Below are 16,922 nucleotides of genomic sequence, written 5' to 3' on the forward strand. Positions count from 1 at the left end.
AAAATGAAGAAACAAACTGATACATTTTCACACTATAGCGACGGTAAATCACAATCGCAACGCTTTTTAGATAAATTAGATCCGAAAAGTTTCAAACTTCATGATTTAAACATGGCAGATTGGTTGCTTTTTGCTTACAACTTTGCAAAGCATGTGAATTACTTTGAAAAAGATAATAATGCAACTCCAGAAGGAAATTGGCAAGACTTCTTTAACTATTTTGAAATTGACCAAGAAAGTATTCCTAGAAGAGAAACCATTGCATATAAAAAGCTAGAAAAAAATGTCTTGAGTGTATTATCATCTTTTGAAGATGAAGGAACACTAACACCACATTTAAGTCTTTTTGTATGCTTTATTAAACTTCTAGATTTCTCTAAAGAAAAGTTCAATAATCTAACAAAGAGACATCTTGATTTTTACTATGGTGAAATACTAAAAATAGAAAAAAAAGGAGCAGTTGCTGATAAAGCATATATCATTTTTGAACTAGCTAAAAAGGCAATACAAGAAAAAATACCAGCAGGAACATCACTAGATGCACAAAAAGATATTAAAGGAAAAAAACGAGTATATAAAACTGATGAAGAACTTATTGCAAATCAAGCAAAGGTTGTTGAGATCAAAAGCTTTCTAAATGATGAAGTTAAAGAAGAACTTAAGATTGCTAAAAAAGCAGACACTTTAGACGGTTTAGAAGAAGAATTGCCAGAAGAAAGTAATTTCTGGTGGCCTTTCGGATATAACTCAGATGAGGCAAATTATAAAGAACTTCCAGACGCAAATCTTGGGTTTTCTATTGCATCTTCATTATTGAACTTACAGGAAGGAACAAGAGAAGTTATTGTAAAGATTGATTATGAAACCTCCTCAAGAGGCGTTTTAGACTTTACTACAAATGACTTTAGAAACAATATCGAAATTCAATGTAGTGGAGAAGAAGAATGGTTGTCTGATATTGCATTAAAGAATGTTACAAATGCTAGTAAGTCATTGACACTCTCATTTGAATTGGCAAAAGACTTTCCAGCAATTGTAAACTATAATCCTGAAGTATTATTAGAAAATTTTGATACAGAATTTCCAATAGCACGTTTTTTAATTAAAGGGAATAAGCATTACGAATTATACCAGGCGCTATCTGAAAAAGCTGTTAAAAATATAACAGTAACGGTAAATGTAGAAGGGATTACTACTGCTATAATTGAGAATGATAATGGAGTGTTAAATGCAGAAAAGCCATACTATCCATTTACTGCTCAGCCTACAAAAGGAGGAAATTTTTATATTAAACATCCTGAAATATTCTCTAAGAATTGGAATCATGTTGATGTTAAAATAAACTGGAAAAATACACCAGATTCTATAAGAGATCATTATAAGGCATATGTGTTTAATTCTGGAGATAATATTTCAAAAATTGCTTTTAGAGCTAATGGAGCAACTTCTGATGATGTAGCATCAAGTAGTAGTTCGACAGGATCAACAGCATTGGTATCTAATTCTGTTGTAAGTTCAGATGCTTATTTTAAAGCAAACGCATTTCTATACGATAGAAAGGAATGGAGCCTGAAAAATGAAAACGTTGTATTGTTTAATCAATCAGAAAGTGGGTATAATACTGCCTTTACAATTACAAATACAACGAGTGAAGTAGATAGTGCAGAGGCGATACGATTGTCTTTAAATCAAACAGCATTACAAGATGTGTATCCTCAGTTATATACACTAGCATTATTAGATACTGATGTAGCATTTGATGCATTATTACCTAATGAACCATATATTCCAATAGCCGAAAACATAGAAATAAATTATACTGCTACAGATGTTGCGTATTCTTATTTATCTAATAGTAAAAAAGTGGCGCCGCTATCAATAAATAAAGAAATAACCGTGTTTTGCGAAGATGTTTTTGGACAATATAAAAAGTCAATTAATTCTAAAGAGTTAGTGCCTTTTTATCTTCCTGGAGGTCAGTCTTACATAGGACTAGAAGCAGTGCCAAATCAAAGAATATCATTGCTTATTCAAACACTAGCAGGAAGTGAAAACCCATTAGTAGACACTTTTGAAGATCGCGAAAAAATAGCTTGGGAAGTACTTTCTGGAAACACTTGGATAGACTTATCTGAGTATATTTTGGAAGATGATACCAATAATTTTTTGAGATCAGGAATTGTAAAATTTGATATTCCTAGAGATATAGATGTAAACAATACGAGACTTCCTAAGGATCTTATTTGGATAAGAGCTAGTATGAATAAAAGTTATGATGCAGTTTGTAAAATACAAGGTGTTTTTACACAAGCAATCTTAACAACTTTTGAAAATAATGATAATGATGTATCACATCTAGAAACAGGTCTAGCGGCAGAAACGATCAGTAAGTTAATTACAAGAATTCCTAAGGTTAAATCTGTAAATCAACATTACAACTCATTTGGAGGAGTATATGAAGAGTCTGATAGAGAGTATTATAGAAGAATTAGTGAGCGTTTAAGACATAAAAATAGAGCAATTACTTCTTGGGATTATGAACAACTTATTTTACAAAACTTCCCAGAGGTGTTTAAAGTAAAATGTCTAAATCATACATCAGAGAGTTCTTTTATGGCTCCAGGATATGTGACATTGGTAGTAATGCCAGATACTAGAAATAAGAACGCTTTTGATATTTATCAACCTAGAGTGAGTAGAAATACTTTAAGTACGATAACAGCGTATATCAATGGTTTAAATACGGCACATGTAAATGCATCTGTAATAAATCCAAATTATCAAGAACTAGAAGTTGCTATAGCGGTAAAATTCTTTGAGCAATATGACGAAGAGTTTTATAAAAAACAAATGGATCAAGACATTAAAAAATACATTTCGCCTTGGGCTTTTGATGCAGATAGAGAGATTGTTTTTGATGTTTCTTTTAATACCAATCTGTTATTAAACTATGTAGAGCATTTAGACTATGTAGATTATATAGATAGTGTTGCAGTGTATGTAGATGGAGAATTGCAAAGTAGTGCTTCGATTACTGCAGATCCTAAATCTATTTTGGTTTCAGCAAAACAACACCAGGTAACAATTACTCAAAAAACGTGTGTTTCTAGTACGAGCAAGAGAACAAAATAAAGATATCATAAAAATCAACTATTGAGCTATAAAAGAATTTATAGTAGTTGTTTACGCTTTCGCGAAAGCAAAAAAAATATTAATTACAAGTACGTGCAATTGTTGTTCTGTACTTAGAAAAACATAAATAAATGTTAGAAAATCAGCATATCAGTATACCTAAAAAAGTGGAGACTCAAGATGACTTGGATTTTCAATTTTTGAGAAGAACAGGTATTAATTATATAGAGCAATTAGGGAGTAAACTTTGGACTGATTTTAATTCTCATGATTCAGGTATTACCATATTAGAAGTGTTGAGTTATGCTATAACTGATCTAGGCATGAGAATGGATCTAGATACCGCAGATATCTTAGCATCAGAAAATGAAGATCTAGATATTCAGAACCAATTTTTTAAGGCTTCCGAAATATTACCAGCCAAACCTTTGACACAAATCGATTATAGAAAATTAATATTAGATATAGGAGATGGAGAACAAGAAAATAGGCTAGTAAAGAACTGTTGGATAATCCCAAGAGAGCAATCTTTATATGTAGATTGTAAGACGGGAGATATTGCCTTTGACACTGAAGATTTAAGTACCGATGATCCTAAAACTTTTAATGTAAAAGGATTATATGACATCTTGATTGATTATGATGATGAGGTAGACGATTGTGGAAGATCTAATGTGATCTCAGAAACGTTAAGCCGTTTTCATGATAATAGAAATCTATGTGAAGATCTTATAGAAATAAAAGAAGTACCTACACAAGATATAGCTGTTTGTGCTAGAATTGAAGTAGAAAATAATGCCGATGAAGAGTTAGTACACGCACACGTGTTAAAAGTAATTAATAATTACCTGTCACCAGAGATTCATTTTTATTCATTAAATCAATTATTAGAAGAAGGATATACAACAGATGAGATATTTGAAGGTCCAATTCTAGATAATGGGTTTATAAAAACAGAAGAGATACAAAATAGCGAGTTACGAAGAGAGATACGCGTTTCTGATCTTATTAAAGAAATTATGTCTGTAGAAGGTGTAAAGGCCATTAATGAGATATCAATTAATAATTGTGAAGGGAATGTCAATACTGATAACTGGTTGCTTTGTGTAGATTATGGTAAGAAGCCTGTTTTATGTGAGTTGAGCTCTTTTAGTTATAGTAAAGGAACATTACCACTCAATATTAATACAGCTCAAGTAGAGGTTTTTCAACAATTAATTAAAGAAGAAGAAGCACTTGCTAGAGAAAATGCAAGACTGAATAAAGAATTAGATACGCCAGAAGGGACACCTTTTGATATTGAGAACTACTCAACAATTCTAAATGATTTTCCAGATACATATGGTATAGGAGAATCTGGGATCATATCTAAGTCAACTCCAGAAAGACAAGCACTCGCAAAACAATTAAAAGGGTATTTATTATTCTTTGATAAAATGCTAGCAAGTTATTTCCAACATTTAGGTAAAGTGAAAGAGCTATTGAGTATTAACGGTACATTAAAACGCACCTATTTTACACAAGCAATAAAAGGAATTAAAGGGTTTGATGAATTAGTAGATGACAACTATGAAATGTCTAATGACGATATACTTACCGATACACTTTATAAAGAATTAGATAATAGTGTAGAAAGAAGAAATCAAATTCTAGATCATCTTATTTCAAGATTTTCTGAGCAGTTTAATGAGTACACTTTTTTAATGAAAACGCTTTATGGGATATCTGCAGATGAGATTATTCTAAATAATAAAGAAGACTTCCTAAAAGAGTACAAAGATATTAGTGCAGAAAGAGGTTTAGGGTATAATTATCATAAACAACCAGCGTCAGAGTTATGGGATACTACAAATATTTCTGGAGCACAAAAAAGAATCGCACGACTATTAGGTGTAAAAAATTATGATCGTAGGTATTTGTCAGATTCACCAGTAATAATTAATAGTGCTGTAAATGATGAAGGGGATACTATATATACTTGGAAAATTAAAAATGCAAATGGAAATATTGCACTTTCATCTGTAAACACAAAAGTATTAGAATATGCAGCTTTACAAGAAATGTATGAAGCAGTTTTCCATTCTATACAAATAGATGAGGAAGATCTTGATACTGCTTTTGAAGGAACTTTAGCACATGGTGATTTTGTTGGAAACTTAAAAATATGTGTATCTGCTGCAGATAGGTATTATTTCAAAGTAGTTAAAAGAGAAACAGTAGACAGTCTTGATCCGGGAGAAGTAATAGCTGTTCATAATCCTTCTTATTTTACTCAAGAAGAATTAGAAGATGTTATTCGTGGGCTTATTAATTACTTCAAATATGAGTTTACGGAAGAAGGAATATTCTTAGTAGAGCACTTACTATTAAAACCAAGAACATACACTGATTATGAACTTTTGGGAATTGGTTGTATGGATGTTGATAGCACTTTTAGAGTAGCCTTTGATGATAAAACATCAAATGTTGTTGGAGATGATGAGTTTATGACTTCTTGCGAAGATGGATGCGAAGTAAACGTATTTGATCCTTATTCATATAGAGTGAGCATTATACTTCCTGGGTATACGTATCGTTTCTCTAACCCTGATTTCAGAAAATATGCAGAGACAGTTATTAGAGAAGAACTTCCTGCTCATGTGCTTGCAAAAATTTGTTGGGTAGGAGATAGACAAGATGGAACAACAGCAGCAAATGATTTGTATGATTTTGAAAAAGTGTATAAAAAATACCTTTCTGATAAATCTACAGAAGACTTTACAAGCCTAGCCGAAAGTACAAGAGATCTCATTCTAGCAATGAATAACTTAAATAATATTTACCCTCCAGGAAGACTTCTAGATTGTGATCAAGATAGTAGTGATGACTTAAACGGAAAAATAATCTTAGGACAATCAAACATATAAAAGCGTTAAAAAAAATAAAAGATGAATACTAAATTAGATAATATAACAGCACAGTATAGAAAGTTCAACGAGAACCAGGCGCTTACAGAAGACCAGTTGAACGAATTTATAGACTATTTTGAAGATCAAGATCGCCTATCTAGAACACGACTTAGTGGTACAGGTATTGTATGTGGTTTTTCAACAAATTCGGCATTTGGATTTGCCAATGTTGTAGCTGGGCCTGACCTAAATGGCCTAGGAATTAGTCAAGGAGTAGGAGTTACTACAGATGGAGATCTAATTACTCTAAGAAACTCACAAGAGGGAGTTAAAGAAGTTTCGATAGATTTTGATGGAAAAATCTTTAATTACTATAAGGAGTATGATGATATCTATAACTATCCACACTTTTCAGAATTGACTAAAACTAGTCTTATTGAATTAAGAAATGAAGTAGATATTATAGGTGAAGAAGCAGATTTTACTAAAATAGATCCGGCAATATTAAATGGGAAAGTGGTACTTCTATATTTAGAAAGCTACGTTCGTGAAGGAGGTCCTTGTCAAACTGTAGATTGTGATTCTCAAGGAGATGAACAGGTGTCAGAGTTAAGAGTATTATTAGTGAGTACTAGCGATGCTAAGAAAATTATAAATGGAAATACAGAAGACACGATTTATAATACACATAATGAATATGAAGTATTATACGATGCCTTACCTAATATTGAAGTAAGTAGAGCGTTTTTAACAGATGATGTCACTACGACCGCTCAAGTAAGAGCAAAGTTTACAAATGCTATTGAAAGAGATAATATTGTAAGCAAATTAAGTGCTGGTTTTGAGTCGATTAGTCAAGCGTTTAATGTAGAAATAAACTTAGGTGGACAAACATTAGGAGTGTTGTTATCTAATCTTGTAAAAACTACAGATACGGATTTTCAATATCGATATGATTTATTAAAAGATGTAGTAGCTACGTATAACGAAATTAAAAACTTGCTTTTACATTTAAAAGCAATCTGTTGTCCTAGTATTCATTCTTTTCCTAAACATTTAATGCTAGGTCCTGTAGATGCACCTTTAGAATTAGGAGAAAATACAGCATACCGTCATGACTTTTATAAGTCGCCTATTATTACTGAGGAAGACGAAAATTATGCAAAGGTTGTATTATTAACAAATCGTTTTGCACAAAAAATTCAAAACTTCCGCAAATTCATTGGCCCTGTTAAAGTAACACCTTCTAAGAAAGATACTGATCTAGGAGAGAAAGCAGTTCCTTTCTATTATAATGTAACAGATGCATTATTAGAAACTTGGAATTATGAAAAAACAGAAAACGATAAAGAAGATCATAATTTAAGTTACCATATAGGAAATTTAGCTGATGATAATTTTATCCAATTTCCATTAAATTATTCAATAGATGATAATAATTTCTTTAGAATAGAAGGTCATTTAGGACAATCTTATCAAATTGCTTATAAAAATATCAATGCGATAAAAACAAAATATGGATTGCCTTTTAACATTAAAACATTAATGTTAAGTAAGAAATCGCTAGTTAAAGCGGTTCCTGTATCTGCAGAGTCTGTTGAAGTGTCGAGTCTTTCAAGCATAATAGAACAACAGCTTGTTAAAACATCAAGTGAGACCAATCAACTTATTGATACCTCAAGTAGTACAGGAAGAATTTCAGCAGAAACTTCTGAGGTTACAGAAACCTCTGAAACAACAGAAATTTCAATAGAAGATTTAAGAAGACAATTGTTAGAAGTTTCTACAGCTTTTGTAAGTAATACAGGAGATAATCAACAAGAGACATTAGATACGATTGCTAATTTAGATTATCAATTGAATTTATTAAATGAAGTTGAAGCATTGACAAAACCACAGTTACCACAAGATGGAGGCGTGACTGTAGTGACACAAGAAGATGACGAAATAGAAAGTGAATTATTGAGTGACTTTATGGAAAGACACTCAGGGTTAGAACACTTTGCAGGTGTAGAGCCAGGTGGTACATTTATCCTTGTACACGAATCAGAAAGTAAAGGACAAGTTATTGCAGATTTTTCATTGCCATATTTATGTTGTGATAAAAAAGATCCAGTATTCTTAGTATTAGCAGTAACTGAACTTTGTGAAGATGATGCGCCTATCCCAATGACGGTGATCCCGTTTGAAGGAGAGATTAAAGCTTTTGATGGTTTAACACAAATTACAGGAATTACAACTTCAGGAGGACAAAATATGTTTGATCCTAGTTTAGTGCCAGCAACAAGTAAAGGCAACACTATATCCTTTACAGTAAATGATGATCCTGTAGAAACAGTACTTACAGTACACGAAATTCCTGAAGTGGATATCGTAGAGCAAAGCACAACATTTAAGAATGATAATGCAGAAGCAGATGTAATATTTGAAGTTATAGGAAGTAATGCTAGTTATGACTATAACTGGGACTTTGGAGATGGTCAAACATCTACTACAAACCCTGCTATCGCTAATGGAACTGTTTTAAAAACCTATACTGTAGATCCTGATAATGACGAGACTTATAATGTAGTAGTTACTATTACAAACAGAATTACTGGTTGTAGCACTCAGAAAAATATAGAAATAGATATTAGTGCACCAAGCGTACCTTGTGATCAAACCTTCAATCATTCAGGAGGAGCAGGAGATTTCTTTTACTTTATTGATTTTGGAAATGAAACTGGTACTGCAGGAATTGATTATAATGCATACGGTGTGCCAGATAGATTTATTATAGAATGGAATGGAAATATAGTAGCAGATAGTGGATTTGTAGGGTCTAGTTCTCATAATACAAGTCTTGTTCAAGCGGGTGTTTCTCAATCTGATATTAACACAGGTAGTCCAAGTACAGGGTCAGGAACGTTGACATTTAATAAAACTCAGTCGACTCCAACAAAAGCAAAAATTACTGTTCAAGCTCCTTTAGGTGGCACAGCTTGGAATGTTCAAGGAAAATGTCCTGTCGCAAATAGTGCTAATGCAAATGGCAGTAGTGATATTTAGTAATAGCCCTTTATGAGTATTTATTTCATAAAGGGTTATAAAAAAGTTTAACAAACCGTTAAAAATTTCAATTACAATGAACAAATTAAATAATATAACAACCCAATACCGAAAATTCAGTAAAGGGCAATATATAGAGCATACTCAGTTTAACGAGTTTTTAGATTATTTTGAAGATCAAGATCGTCTTTCTAAGACGTTATTGCGAGGTGTAGGACTTGCTTGTGGGTTTGAATACCAACTTACATATGTTAATACAAGAATAAGCAAGGGTGCAAAAATTGTAGATGGCATAGAAATCTCTCAAGGAGTTGGAATTACTACCGATGGAGATCTTATTACCCTAAGCGATATCTCAAAAGTAAGTGATGAATTAGGAGGAAGTGATCTTAAAACAATAGATATAAACAGTAAACTGTATTCATACTCTAAAACATATGATAATAGTAAAGCAAATTATGCTCCTTTTTATGATGATGATGGAAATCAAATTCCGCTTTGGGAATTATCAGAAACTAATAATAGCGCAAATGAATATACGCCTGTTAGTGAGTCAAGTGATTCAATTTTAAATGCATTATATCTACTCATTTATATTGAATCGTATGAAAAAGAAGTACGTCCTTGTAGAGGAGTAGACTGTGATAATCATGGATTAGAACAAGTGCAGAATGTAAAAGTACTTTTTACCACCTTAACAGGAATTAAAAATATTGTAGCCAAAGAAGATACACTCTATAGACATTCATTACATGCAGCTTCTCCTGAGTTGAGATTAAAAAGAGCACTTGCCAATGCAGAATTAAATAGTATCGATGATTTTAAAAATATATATGCTGATATTGTTTTGGACCAGGATTTATTAGGAGAAATGTCTAGCGGGATATCTGCGATTACATCTCATTTTAGATTGCAAAATAACTTTAATATAGCTTCAATCACAACATTATTAGAGAGTGTTATAGCACTTAATGACGATAGTATTTTAGGGTTTCAATATGCTTATGATTTTGTGAAGGATTTGGTAGAAACGTATACAGAAATAAAAGCATTATTACCAAAATCATTTACAAACTGTTTTCCAGATATGAATGCATTCCCTAAACACCTGATGATTGGGAAAGTAGTAAGTAATACGTCAGAAAATTACAGACATGAATTCTATAATTCTCCTGTACTAGATGATAAGGAGATAGCAGACAAAGTAAAACTATTGATTCAACGATTTAATCAATTGATCGATAAGTTTACAGCACCATTACCAGAAATTAATAAAAAAGCACGTGTAATAAATATTACACCGTCAAGAAAATCAATACAATTAGGAAGTAAAGCAATACCATTTTACTACGAACTTGATGAAGAGTTTTTTAAACGATGGAGTTATGATAAAACGAGACATAGAATTTCTGATAGAAATTTAACATACAATGATTTAAGCCCTTTGTTGTCAGATGATTTGTCTATACAAGAAGCAATTACATTTAATTTAGAAAAAAATACATTTTATAGAATAGAAGGACATCAATCACAATCATATGATGTTGTTGCTAGTGAGCTTAACGCAAAGAAAGAAGAACATCAATTATCATTTGATGTGATGTCACTTTCTTTGGAAGAACTAAAAGATAATAAAGATCTCTCTAAAGCCTATTATAAAGAATATGTAGAAAAACATCCAGGGATAGAACATGCTTCTGGAGTAGAACCAGGAGGGACATTTGTGATAGTATATCAATCAGAAATTAACCCTGAAGTCATTGCAGATTTTTCATTACCATACCTATGCTGTGGACCAAAACTAGATGTAGATTTAAGTCTTCCTCTTGATGAGATATGTGTGGGAAGTAAACCAATTCCTTTTACAGTATCACCTCTAGATGGAGTCGTAGCAGCTGTAGTTTCAGAAGGAATACATGGAGGAGTTGTAAAAGTAGGACAACAGTATATGTTTGATCCATCCGTAGTAGATAGTTCATTACTCGATCAGGAGATTACATTTACAGTAAATGGAAAACCTACAGATGCAAGTATCAGAGTGCTATCAAAATTAGATATTCAAATTGAAGCAACTAGCGTTACTGTAACAAATCTGTTAGCAACCGTAGTAACCTTTACGATAACAAGTCTAAATGATAGTGATATAAATGATTATGAATACCAATGGGACTTTTTAAACAATGGTAATTTTGTGCCTAAAGTTCCAGTAAATGGAGTGGTAACTTATTCTTACAGTCGAGCTCTTAAAGTGATACCAAATCAAATAAGCGTTTTAGTATCGGGTAATGGTTGTAGTGAAACGATAGACGTAATTATTCCTGACCAAAACAAAGCGCCAACAGCAGACGCTGGTCCTGATGAAACGATCACATTGCCTACTAGTACAGTAACCCTTAATGGTTCTGGTAGTTCTGATTCTGATGGATCAATTAGTCACTCTTGGAGTAAAATAACAGCAGCATCAGCAACAATAGTAAACCCAACCAATGCCTCTACACAAGTAACAGGATTGGTGTTCGGGACACATATGTTCCAATTAACAGTTACAGATAATTTAGGACTTACAGATACAGATACAGTTACAATAACAGTTAACCGAGCAAATGTTGCACCAGTTGCAGATGCAGGTCCTGATGAAACAATAACATTACCTCTAAGTACAGTAACACTGGATGGTTCTAATAGTGATGACCAAGATGGATCAATAACTAGTTACTCTTGGAGTAAAGCGACACAATCAGTAGCAATTATAACAAACCCTACTGATCCTTCTACAACAGTCACAGGTTTGACAGTAGGGACTCATGTATTTCAATTAACAGTCACAGATAATAATCTAGCGACAAGTACTGATACAGTACAAATTGAAGTAGAGAAAGAAGTTACAGTTCCTGATTCGTTTTATGTTGGACTGGGTAAATGTAAAGTTACACCTGCAGATTGGACAGCTGTTTGGACTCCTAGTGGAAATGTAGCAGATTCTTATATACCAGTTATAGGAGACATACTTTATACGGATAGTAGTTTTAATAACCCATATAGTCCAGTATCGGTTCCTAATAGATTAGGGTTTTCGGCGCTACCAGATCCACTTATGGATAATAACAGCTATAATATTAATGCGTCTGGAATAATTACTTCTATTACAAACTGTGATATTTCAACAGGCGATGATGATGCTGAAATAATAGGATCTATAGAGGAAACCAGTTGTGAGTCTTGTATGTCAGTAAGTGTAAATGTTCCTGAAGGGGAAACAAGAGAAGTGTCTATAACAAGATTAGGAATGGCAGGATACAGCGGAGGAAGTGTTTGTCGTAACGGTACAGTTGTGGTGTCAGATATAAATGAGACTATATCCGAAACTAAAATATATTCATTTGGATTAGACGTAGCAAGTGGAGATGAAAGTACTCAATCTAGTATTATATTAAGTGTAGTAGGTAGTAACTCAGTAACATTAAATAGAAGTCATGGATCGCGTGCAGATATCTGTTAGAATATGAAAAAGAGAACTGTATTCCTAATAGATAGAGATTATACTATCAAAGTAGCTCTGTAATGAATACATAAATTAAAAATAGCCGAAGAAAAACACACCGATACTTTTTAAGTTTGTTTAAAAAGAAAGGAGTCATAAAAGATTGTATTGTTAGTAAAGTATCAAGTGTTTTTCTTAGGTTACATTTTTAAATAATAGTAATAGAAAAAGCGTCTAAAAAGTGCTAAAATTGAAAGTTGTCATCCTGAGCTTGTCGAAGGAGTTTTAATAATCAAATGATTAAAACTTCAACACGCTCAGATTGGCAAGTCAAATGCACTTTTTAGGCGCTTTCTATATTTTAAATATACTTAGAGTCAAAAATGGTTTTAGATTGATTTTTCAATCAAGCCACCTTTGGCGCTATCTACTTTTATTTTTAAGTTATTTCCTCCTTTTACAATCCAACGTACCATCACAGTACTATTCCCAGGAATGTTTTTTACTTTGATTGTTTCAGGATTGTTTTTTTGTTCTTCAGTAACATTAAAGTCAGCATCTCTTACAATCATTCCAGCAAGAACATTCCCTCCAGAAAGTGTAATGTAATCAGGACGTTCTATAGTATATTTTAAATCCTGACTTGCATGGGTAGGCATTAAGCGATCATTTACGATCGTAGCAGTTACCTCTTTAAGCCCATTAGGTAGTGATTTTACTGTCACACCTCCTACAGAAAGATGTGGCATATGGAAGGCGTGATAAAACACAAACACCATATTGCGATGTGCTTCTTCTTCTAGCATAAATCCAGGCGTTGCACGACCTACATTCTTTTTAAAACCTCCTATCTCTATCATTCCATAAGTAGGATGATTGTATTCTTTATAGGCAGTAAATCCATCGCCTAATAAAAGATCTTTCCCTGCATCATATATCTGATCACGACCTCTATTTTTATCTTTATAATAAGCAAACCCTGTGAAGATCTCATTGGTAAATGTGTAGATCCCACGACCACCATAAAACCAATCTAACTCCCCACCAAAAACAGAATATAAATCTTTATACACCGTCAAGTAACGATACCCAGGAAGTAGCTCTTCTCCTTTCTTACCAATGGCATCATAAATAGCCACGTCAGCACGATTATAAGTTGCAAGATCTTCTTCGGCGCCAGGACCTCTAAGGATCATCCCTCCACTATTATGAAAACTTTGTGCACCCGCAATATTAGGATGCGACTTTACAAAATCGGCAACAGCCCTTGTTTCTGGAGCAGAGAATGGATATTTATAGGCACCACGTTGTACATAATCAGGTTGCCATTTCCATCCCCAATCACGATTTGGATCATAATATCCAGGAATATCTTCGTTAATACTACCATCCCCATCATTATCAATTCCTTCACCACCTAATCGCTCATAACGTTGTCCAGTTACTACATCATCTGGTGTAATGCGAATCATTTTTCTAGGATCACGAGGGTCCAAAATAAAATTACCAGTGGCACTTTTACGACGCATTTGTGTAATCGATCCATCACCATCCAGATCATCAAAACCATCTTCATCAAAAAGCCCATCACTATCATCATCTAGCGGGATCATTCCTGCTCTTGGTGTATTCCCAGTATTTGGTTCTTTCATATAATTGTTACGCGCATCAGGATTGATCGTTGCAACGATATAAAAAATACGATCCTTCAGCATGTCTGTCACATACGGTATTTTCCCAAAACTTTCAGTAAGATACCAAGCCGTATACGTGCTTATTTCTCCTCCTTGTATTTCGTTAGAGTGGATATTTCCGTCTAGATAAAATCCAGGTTTCCTATCGGCATCTCCCGTACTGTAATCAGTAATAGCAAGAAGCCACATATCTCTTCCTTGCGTCGATTTTCCAATAGATGTACGCTTGACCAAATTAGGGTGTGCATCGGCTATTTTCTTACCGATATCGGCAAGCCCTTCAGAGGTGTAATATTGATTAAATGCTACTTTCACCTTCGGATTAGAAGGCGTTCCAGCAGCTTGAAAAATGTCTTGTGGTGATTGCGCTTTCGCGAAAGCAAAAACAACACACACACACGCTATCGTAAGTATATACTTTTTCATCTTGATACGTTTATAGATTAATGGTTGTTGTTGCTGTTCCCGCTTGCGGAACCGTTGCTTCTAGAGTCACATTTCCAGATCCTTGTATGAGCCAACTCAATGTTATCGTACCATCGCCATCTATTTTTTCGATGACTTGACGTGGTCTTCCAGAAATGAGTTGTTGCTTGCCATTGGTTCTCATATATACATTGATCTTGCGTAGCCATCTCGATTTATCGCCCATCTCCGTATGTGTAGGAAGTAAACCGTTGTTGTGTAAATCTACTGTGATACGTGTAAGATTGTTACCCACTTTTTCTTGTTTGAGATTTACCAGTTGTAATTCGGGTTGCATATCTGCTACGCTCAATATAAAATTGGTGTGCTTAGACGCAATACTATCTACCAGTTGATAAGGAGGATTTTTCATCACAAAAGGATGAATTCCGCCAACCTCTACTTTGTTATTAGGAAAATCTGGATGTTGTATTTCTTTCCAAGGGGTGAAAGCATTAATTCCTTCTTTTTCTGCATACGCTAAGAAGTTGGCGGTTTTATTTTTTGGTGCTTTATTGATAGAATCTCCTTCAAACTTTTTGGGCCACCATCCAGGTGTACTCATCGCGAGTCTTCCAAAATGAAAATACGCCCATCCAAAAGCACTTCCTCCAGTCACACCTCCTTCTGGAGCCTCTTTTTCTTTGATGACTTTATTATAGCTTTCTGAGAGCATTTTATTAATCTTTTCATCATTCTTTAAAATACTAGTCACCACTCTTTTGGAAGCACCTCCTTTATTGTATTTCAAAGGCTTTGATAGATTATTGGCATCACTAAAGGTCAATATCGCATAGATATTCCACTGTGTGTATAAGTAATCTAATAATGCACGATGCTCTATTTGAGATACCGGATGCTCTCCAGATCCCTTCGTGAAATACGGGAAATTATACGTAAAATTCTTATTAAAATATACACCACCATTACCATCTTCATTATACGTCCCATCTTTATCATTATCACGACCTTCGGTAAGGAGTTTATACGAACCTCGTTCTCCTTTATTGGCATCTGCTTTGACCATAATACGATTGTCTTCTTCCAGCATTTGATATGATCCTGTAGGATCTTCGATACGCATCATCGTGATCATGCCATCTCCATTCAGATCTTCAAAAGGATCTTCATTTAATTCTCCATCGCGATCATCATCAGTTTGTACAGCATTTCCTTGACGTTCAAATTTGAGACCTGAAAAATACTGCTCGGTAGCATCAGGACTTAAATTTGGGAAGATGTAAAAAGTGGTTTTAGACAATACATCTGGATGGTTTTTCAGGATATTTTCTGCCATTTTTATGGCGAGTTCTGTCCCTAAGATATGATCACCTTGTACACCACCCATAATAGCGATACCAGGATGATTTTCTGGAGCTCCATCTGAGAGGGTAAGCATCCAAATGTCTTTTCCGCCGCTGGTCTTCGTAAGTGAAGTGAGTTTGGCATTCGCATTTTGAGATGCGAGACTTTTGAGTGCCGATGTGACTTGTTGTCCATTGCGATAGTCGTTTTGTGCTGTGGTTATATAGCACATACAGACGATCACCAATAGTGAGAGTAGTGATTTCCGATTCATATATATTGGTTTATCTAGTGGTTATCTAGAATGAACGATCAAAGTACCATAAAATGAGAAATTTTTAAGACTCGTTAAGGAATTTTTAAGAGGTATTAACATTTGATACGTAGGTATACAATTGGGTTTTTCTTGAGTACGCTCCTGCCTGCCGGCAGGCAGGTTCGCGAAATCGAACTTGTGAGATTCACGACCAAAGGGAGAGCGTAGCGTTAAAGCGTATAACAATAAATAGTCATCTCGACATTAGGAGAGATCACACAAGAAGCTAAGAGTAATTCAAGAGGTATTATTATGAGATTTCCTGCCTGCCGGCAGGCAGGCTCGTCGTTCATACTTCACTCTGTCGAAATGACTACTATCGTCATCTTGACCCTTCGACAAGCTCAGGATAAACTCTAGGAGAGATCACACAAGAAGCTAAGAGTAATTCAAGAAGTATTGTTATGAGATTTCCTGCCTGCCGGCAGGCAGGCTCGTCGTTCATACTTCACTCTGTCGAAATGACTACTATCGTCATCTTGACCCTTCGACAAGCTCAGGATAAACTCTAGGAGAGATTACACAAGAAACTAAGAAGTGAGGAACTTTGTTAAGTGTATGAGTTTCCCTCCTATCAAGGAGGGAATAAGGGA

At 34.1% G+C, this 16,922-nt stretch carries 8 protein-coding genes; 4 read left to right on the forward strand and 4 right to left on the reverse strand.

The window, feature by feature from the left end:
- Positions 1-3 precede the first annotated feature (3 nt).
- The 4 genes from ABJD27_RS15360 to ABJD27_RS15375 all read left to right on the forward strand — a co-directional run bounded on the left by ABJD27_RS15360 (position 4) and on the right by ABJD27_RS15375 (position 12,567).
- Positions 4-3,132, forward strand: a complete 3,129-nt coding sequence (locus ABJD27_RS15360) for a baseplate J/gp47 family protein (protein ID WP_348173918.1) — start codon at positions 4-6, stop codon at positions 3,130-3,132.
- Between the two features lie 131 nt (positions 3,133-3,263).
- Entirely contained in the window at positions 3,264-6,038 is a 2,775-nt protein-coding gene (locus ABJD27_RS15365; RefSeq protein ID WP_348173916.1) for a hypothetical protein, read from the forward strand.
- 21 nt (positions 6,039-6,059) lie between these two features.
- The gene (locus ABJD27_RS15370; protein ID WP_348173914.1) at positions 6,060-9,068 is read left to right on the forward strand and encodes a hypothetical protein; all 3,009 of its coding nucleotides are present in this window, start codon (positions 6,060-6,062) and stop codon (positions 9,066-9,068) included.
- Between the two features lie 76 nt (positions 9,069-9,144).
- A complete protein-coding gene (locus ABJD27_RS15375; RefSeq protein WP_348173912.1) occupies positions 9,145-12,567 on the forward strand; it encodes a PKD domain-containing protein in 3,423 nt (1,140 codons plus the stop codon).
- A 371-nt stretch (positions 12,568-12,938) separates the two neighbouring features.
- Here the strand turns inward: ABJD27_RS15375 and ABJD27_RS15380 are convergent, their stop codons facing one another.
- The 4 genes from ABJD27_RS15380 to ABJD27_RS15395 form a co-directional block, all read right to left on the reverse strand.
- The gene (locus ABJD27_RS15380; RefSeq protein ID WP_348173910.1) at positions 12,939-14,669 is read right to left on the reverse strand and encodes a M14 family metallopeptidase; all 1,731 of its coding nucleotides are present in this window, start codon (positions 14,667-14,669) and stop codon (positions 12,939-12,941) included.
- Positions 14,670-14,679: 10 nt separating this feature from the next.
- On the reverse strand, positions 14,680-16,287 hold the full coding sequence (locus ABJD27_RS15385; protein ID WP_348173909.1) for a M14 family metallopeptidase: 1,608 nt from the start codon (positions 16,285-16,287) through the stop codon (positions 14,680-14,682).
- Between the two features lie 212 nt (positions 16,288-16,499).
- Positions 16,500-16,622, reverse strand: coding sequence for a hypothetical protein (locus tag ABJD27_RS15390; RefSeq protein ID WP_348202063.1), 123 nt, complete (start codon positions 16,620-16,622; stop codon positions 16,500-16,502).
- A gap of 29 nt (positions 16,623-16,651) precedes the next feature.
- Positions 16,652-16,774: a hypothetical protein gene (locus tag ABJD27_RS15395; RefSeq protein WP_348202064.1), complete on the reverse strand. Its 123-nt coding sequence runs from the start codon at positions 16,772-16,774 to the stop codon at positions 16,652-16,654.
- Positions 16,775-16,922: the final 148 nt, after the last annotated feature.

It is taken from the genome of Dokdonia sp. (genome assembly GCF_039945015.1).
Lineage (GTDB): Bacteria > Bacteroidota > Bacteroidia > Flavobacteriales > Flavobacteriaceae > Dokdonia.

Coding starts and splice junctions, on each gene's coding strand:
- ABJD27_RS15360 (WP_348173918.1), top strand. CDS start 4: ATGAAGAAACAAACTGATACATTTTCACACTATAGCGACGGTAAATCA.
- ABJD27_RS15365 (WP_348173916.1), top strand. CDS start 3,264: ATGTTAGAAAATCAGCATATCAGTATACCTAAAAAAGTGGAGACTCAA.
- ABJD27_RS15370 (WP_348173914.1), top strand. CDS start 6,060: ATGAATACTAAATTAGATAATATAACAGCACAGTATAGAAAGTTCAAC.
- ABJD27_RS15375 (WP_348173912.1), top strand. CDS start 9,145: ATGAACAAATTAAATAATATAACAACCCAATACCGAAAATTCAGTAAA.
- ABJD27_RS15380 (WP_348173910.1), bottom strand. CDS start 14,669: ATGAAAAAGTATATACTTACGATAGCGTGTGTGTGTGTTGTTTTTGCT.
- ABJD27_RS15385 (WP_348173909.1), bottom strand. CDS start 16,287: ATGAATCGGAAATCACTACTCTCACTATTGGTGATCGTCTGTATGTGC.
- ABJD27_RS15390 (WP_348202063.1), bottom strand. CDS start 16,622: ATGAACGACGAGCCTGCCTGCCGGCAGGCAGGAAATCTCATAATAATA.
- ABJD27_RS15395 (WP_348202064.1), bottom strand. CDS start 16,774: ATGAACGACGAGCCTGCCTGCCGGCAGGCAGGAAATCTCATAACAATA.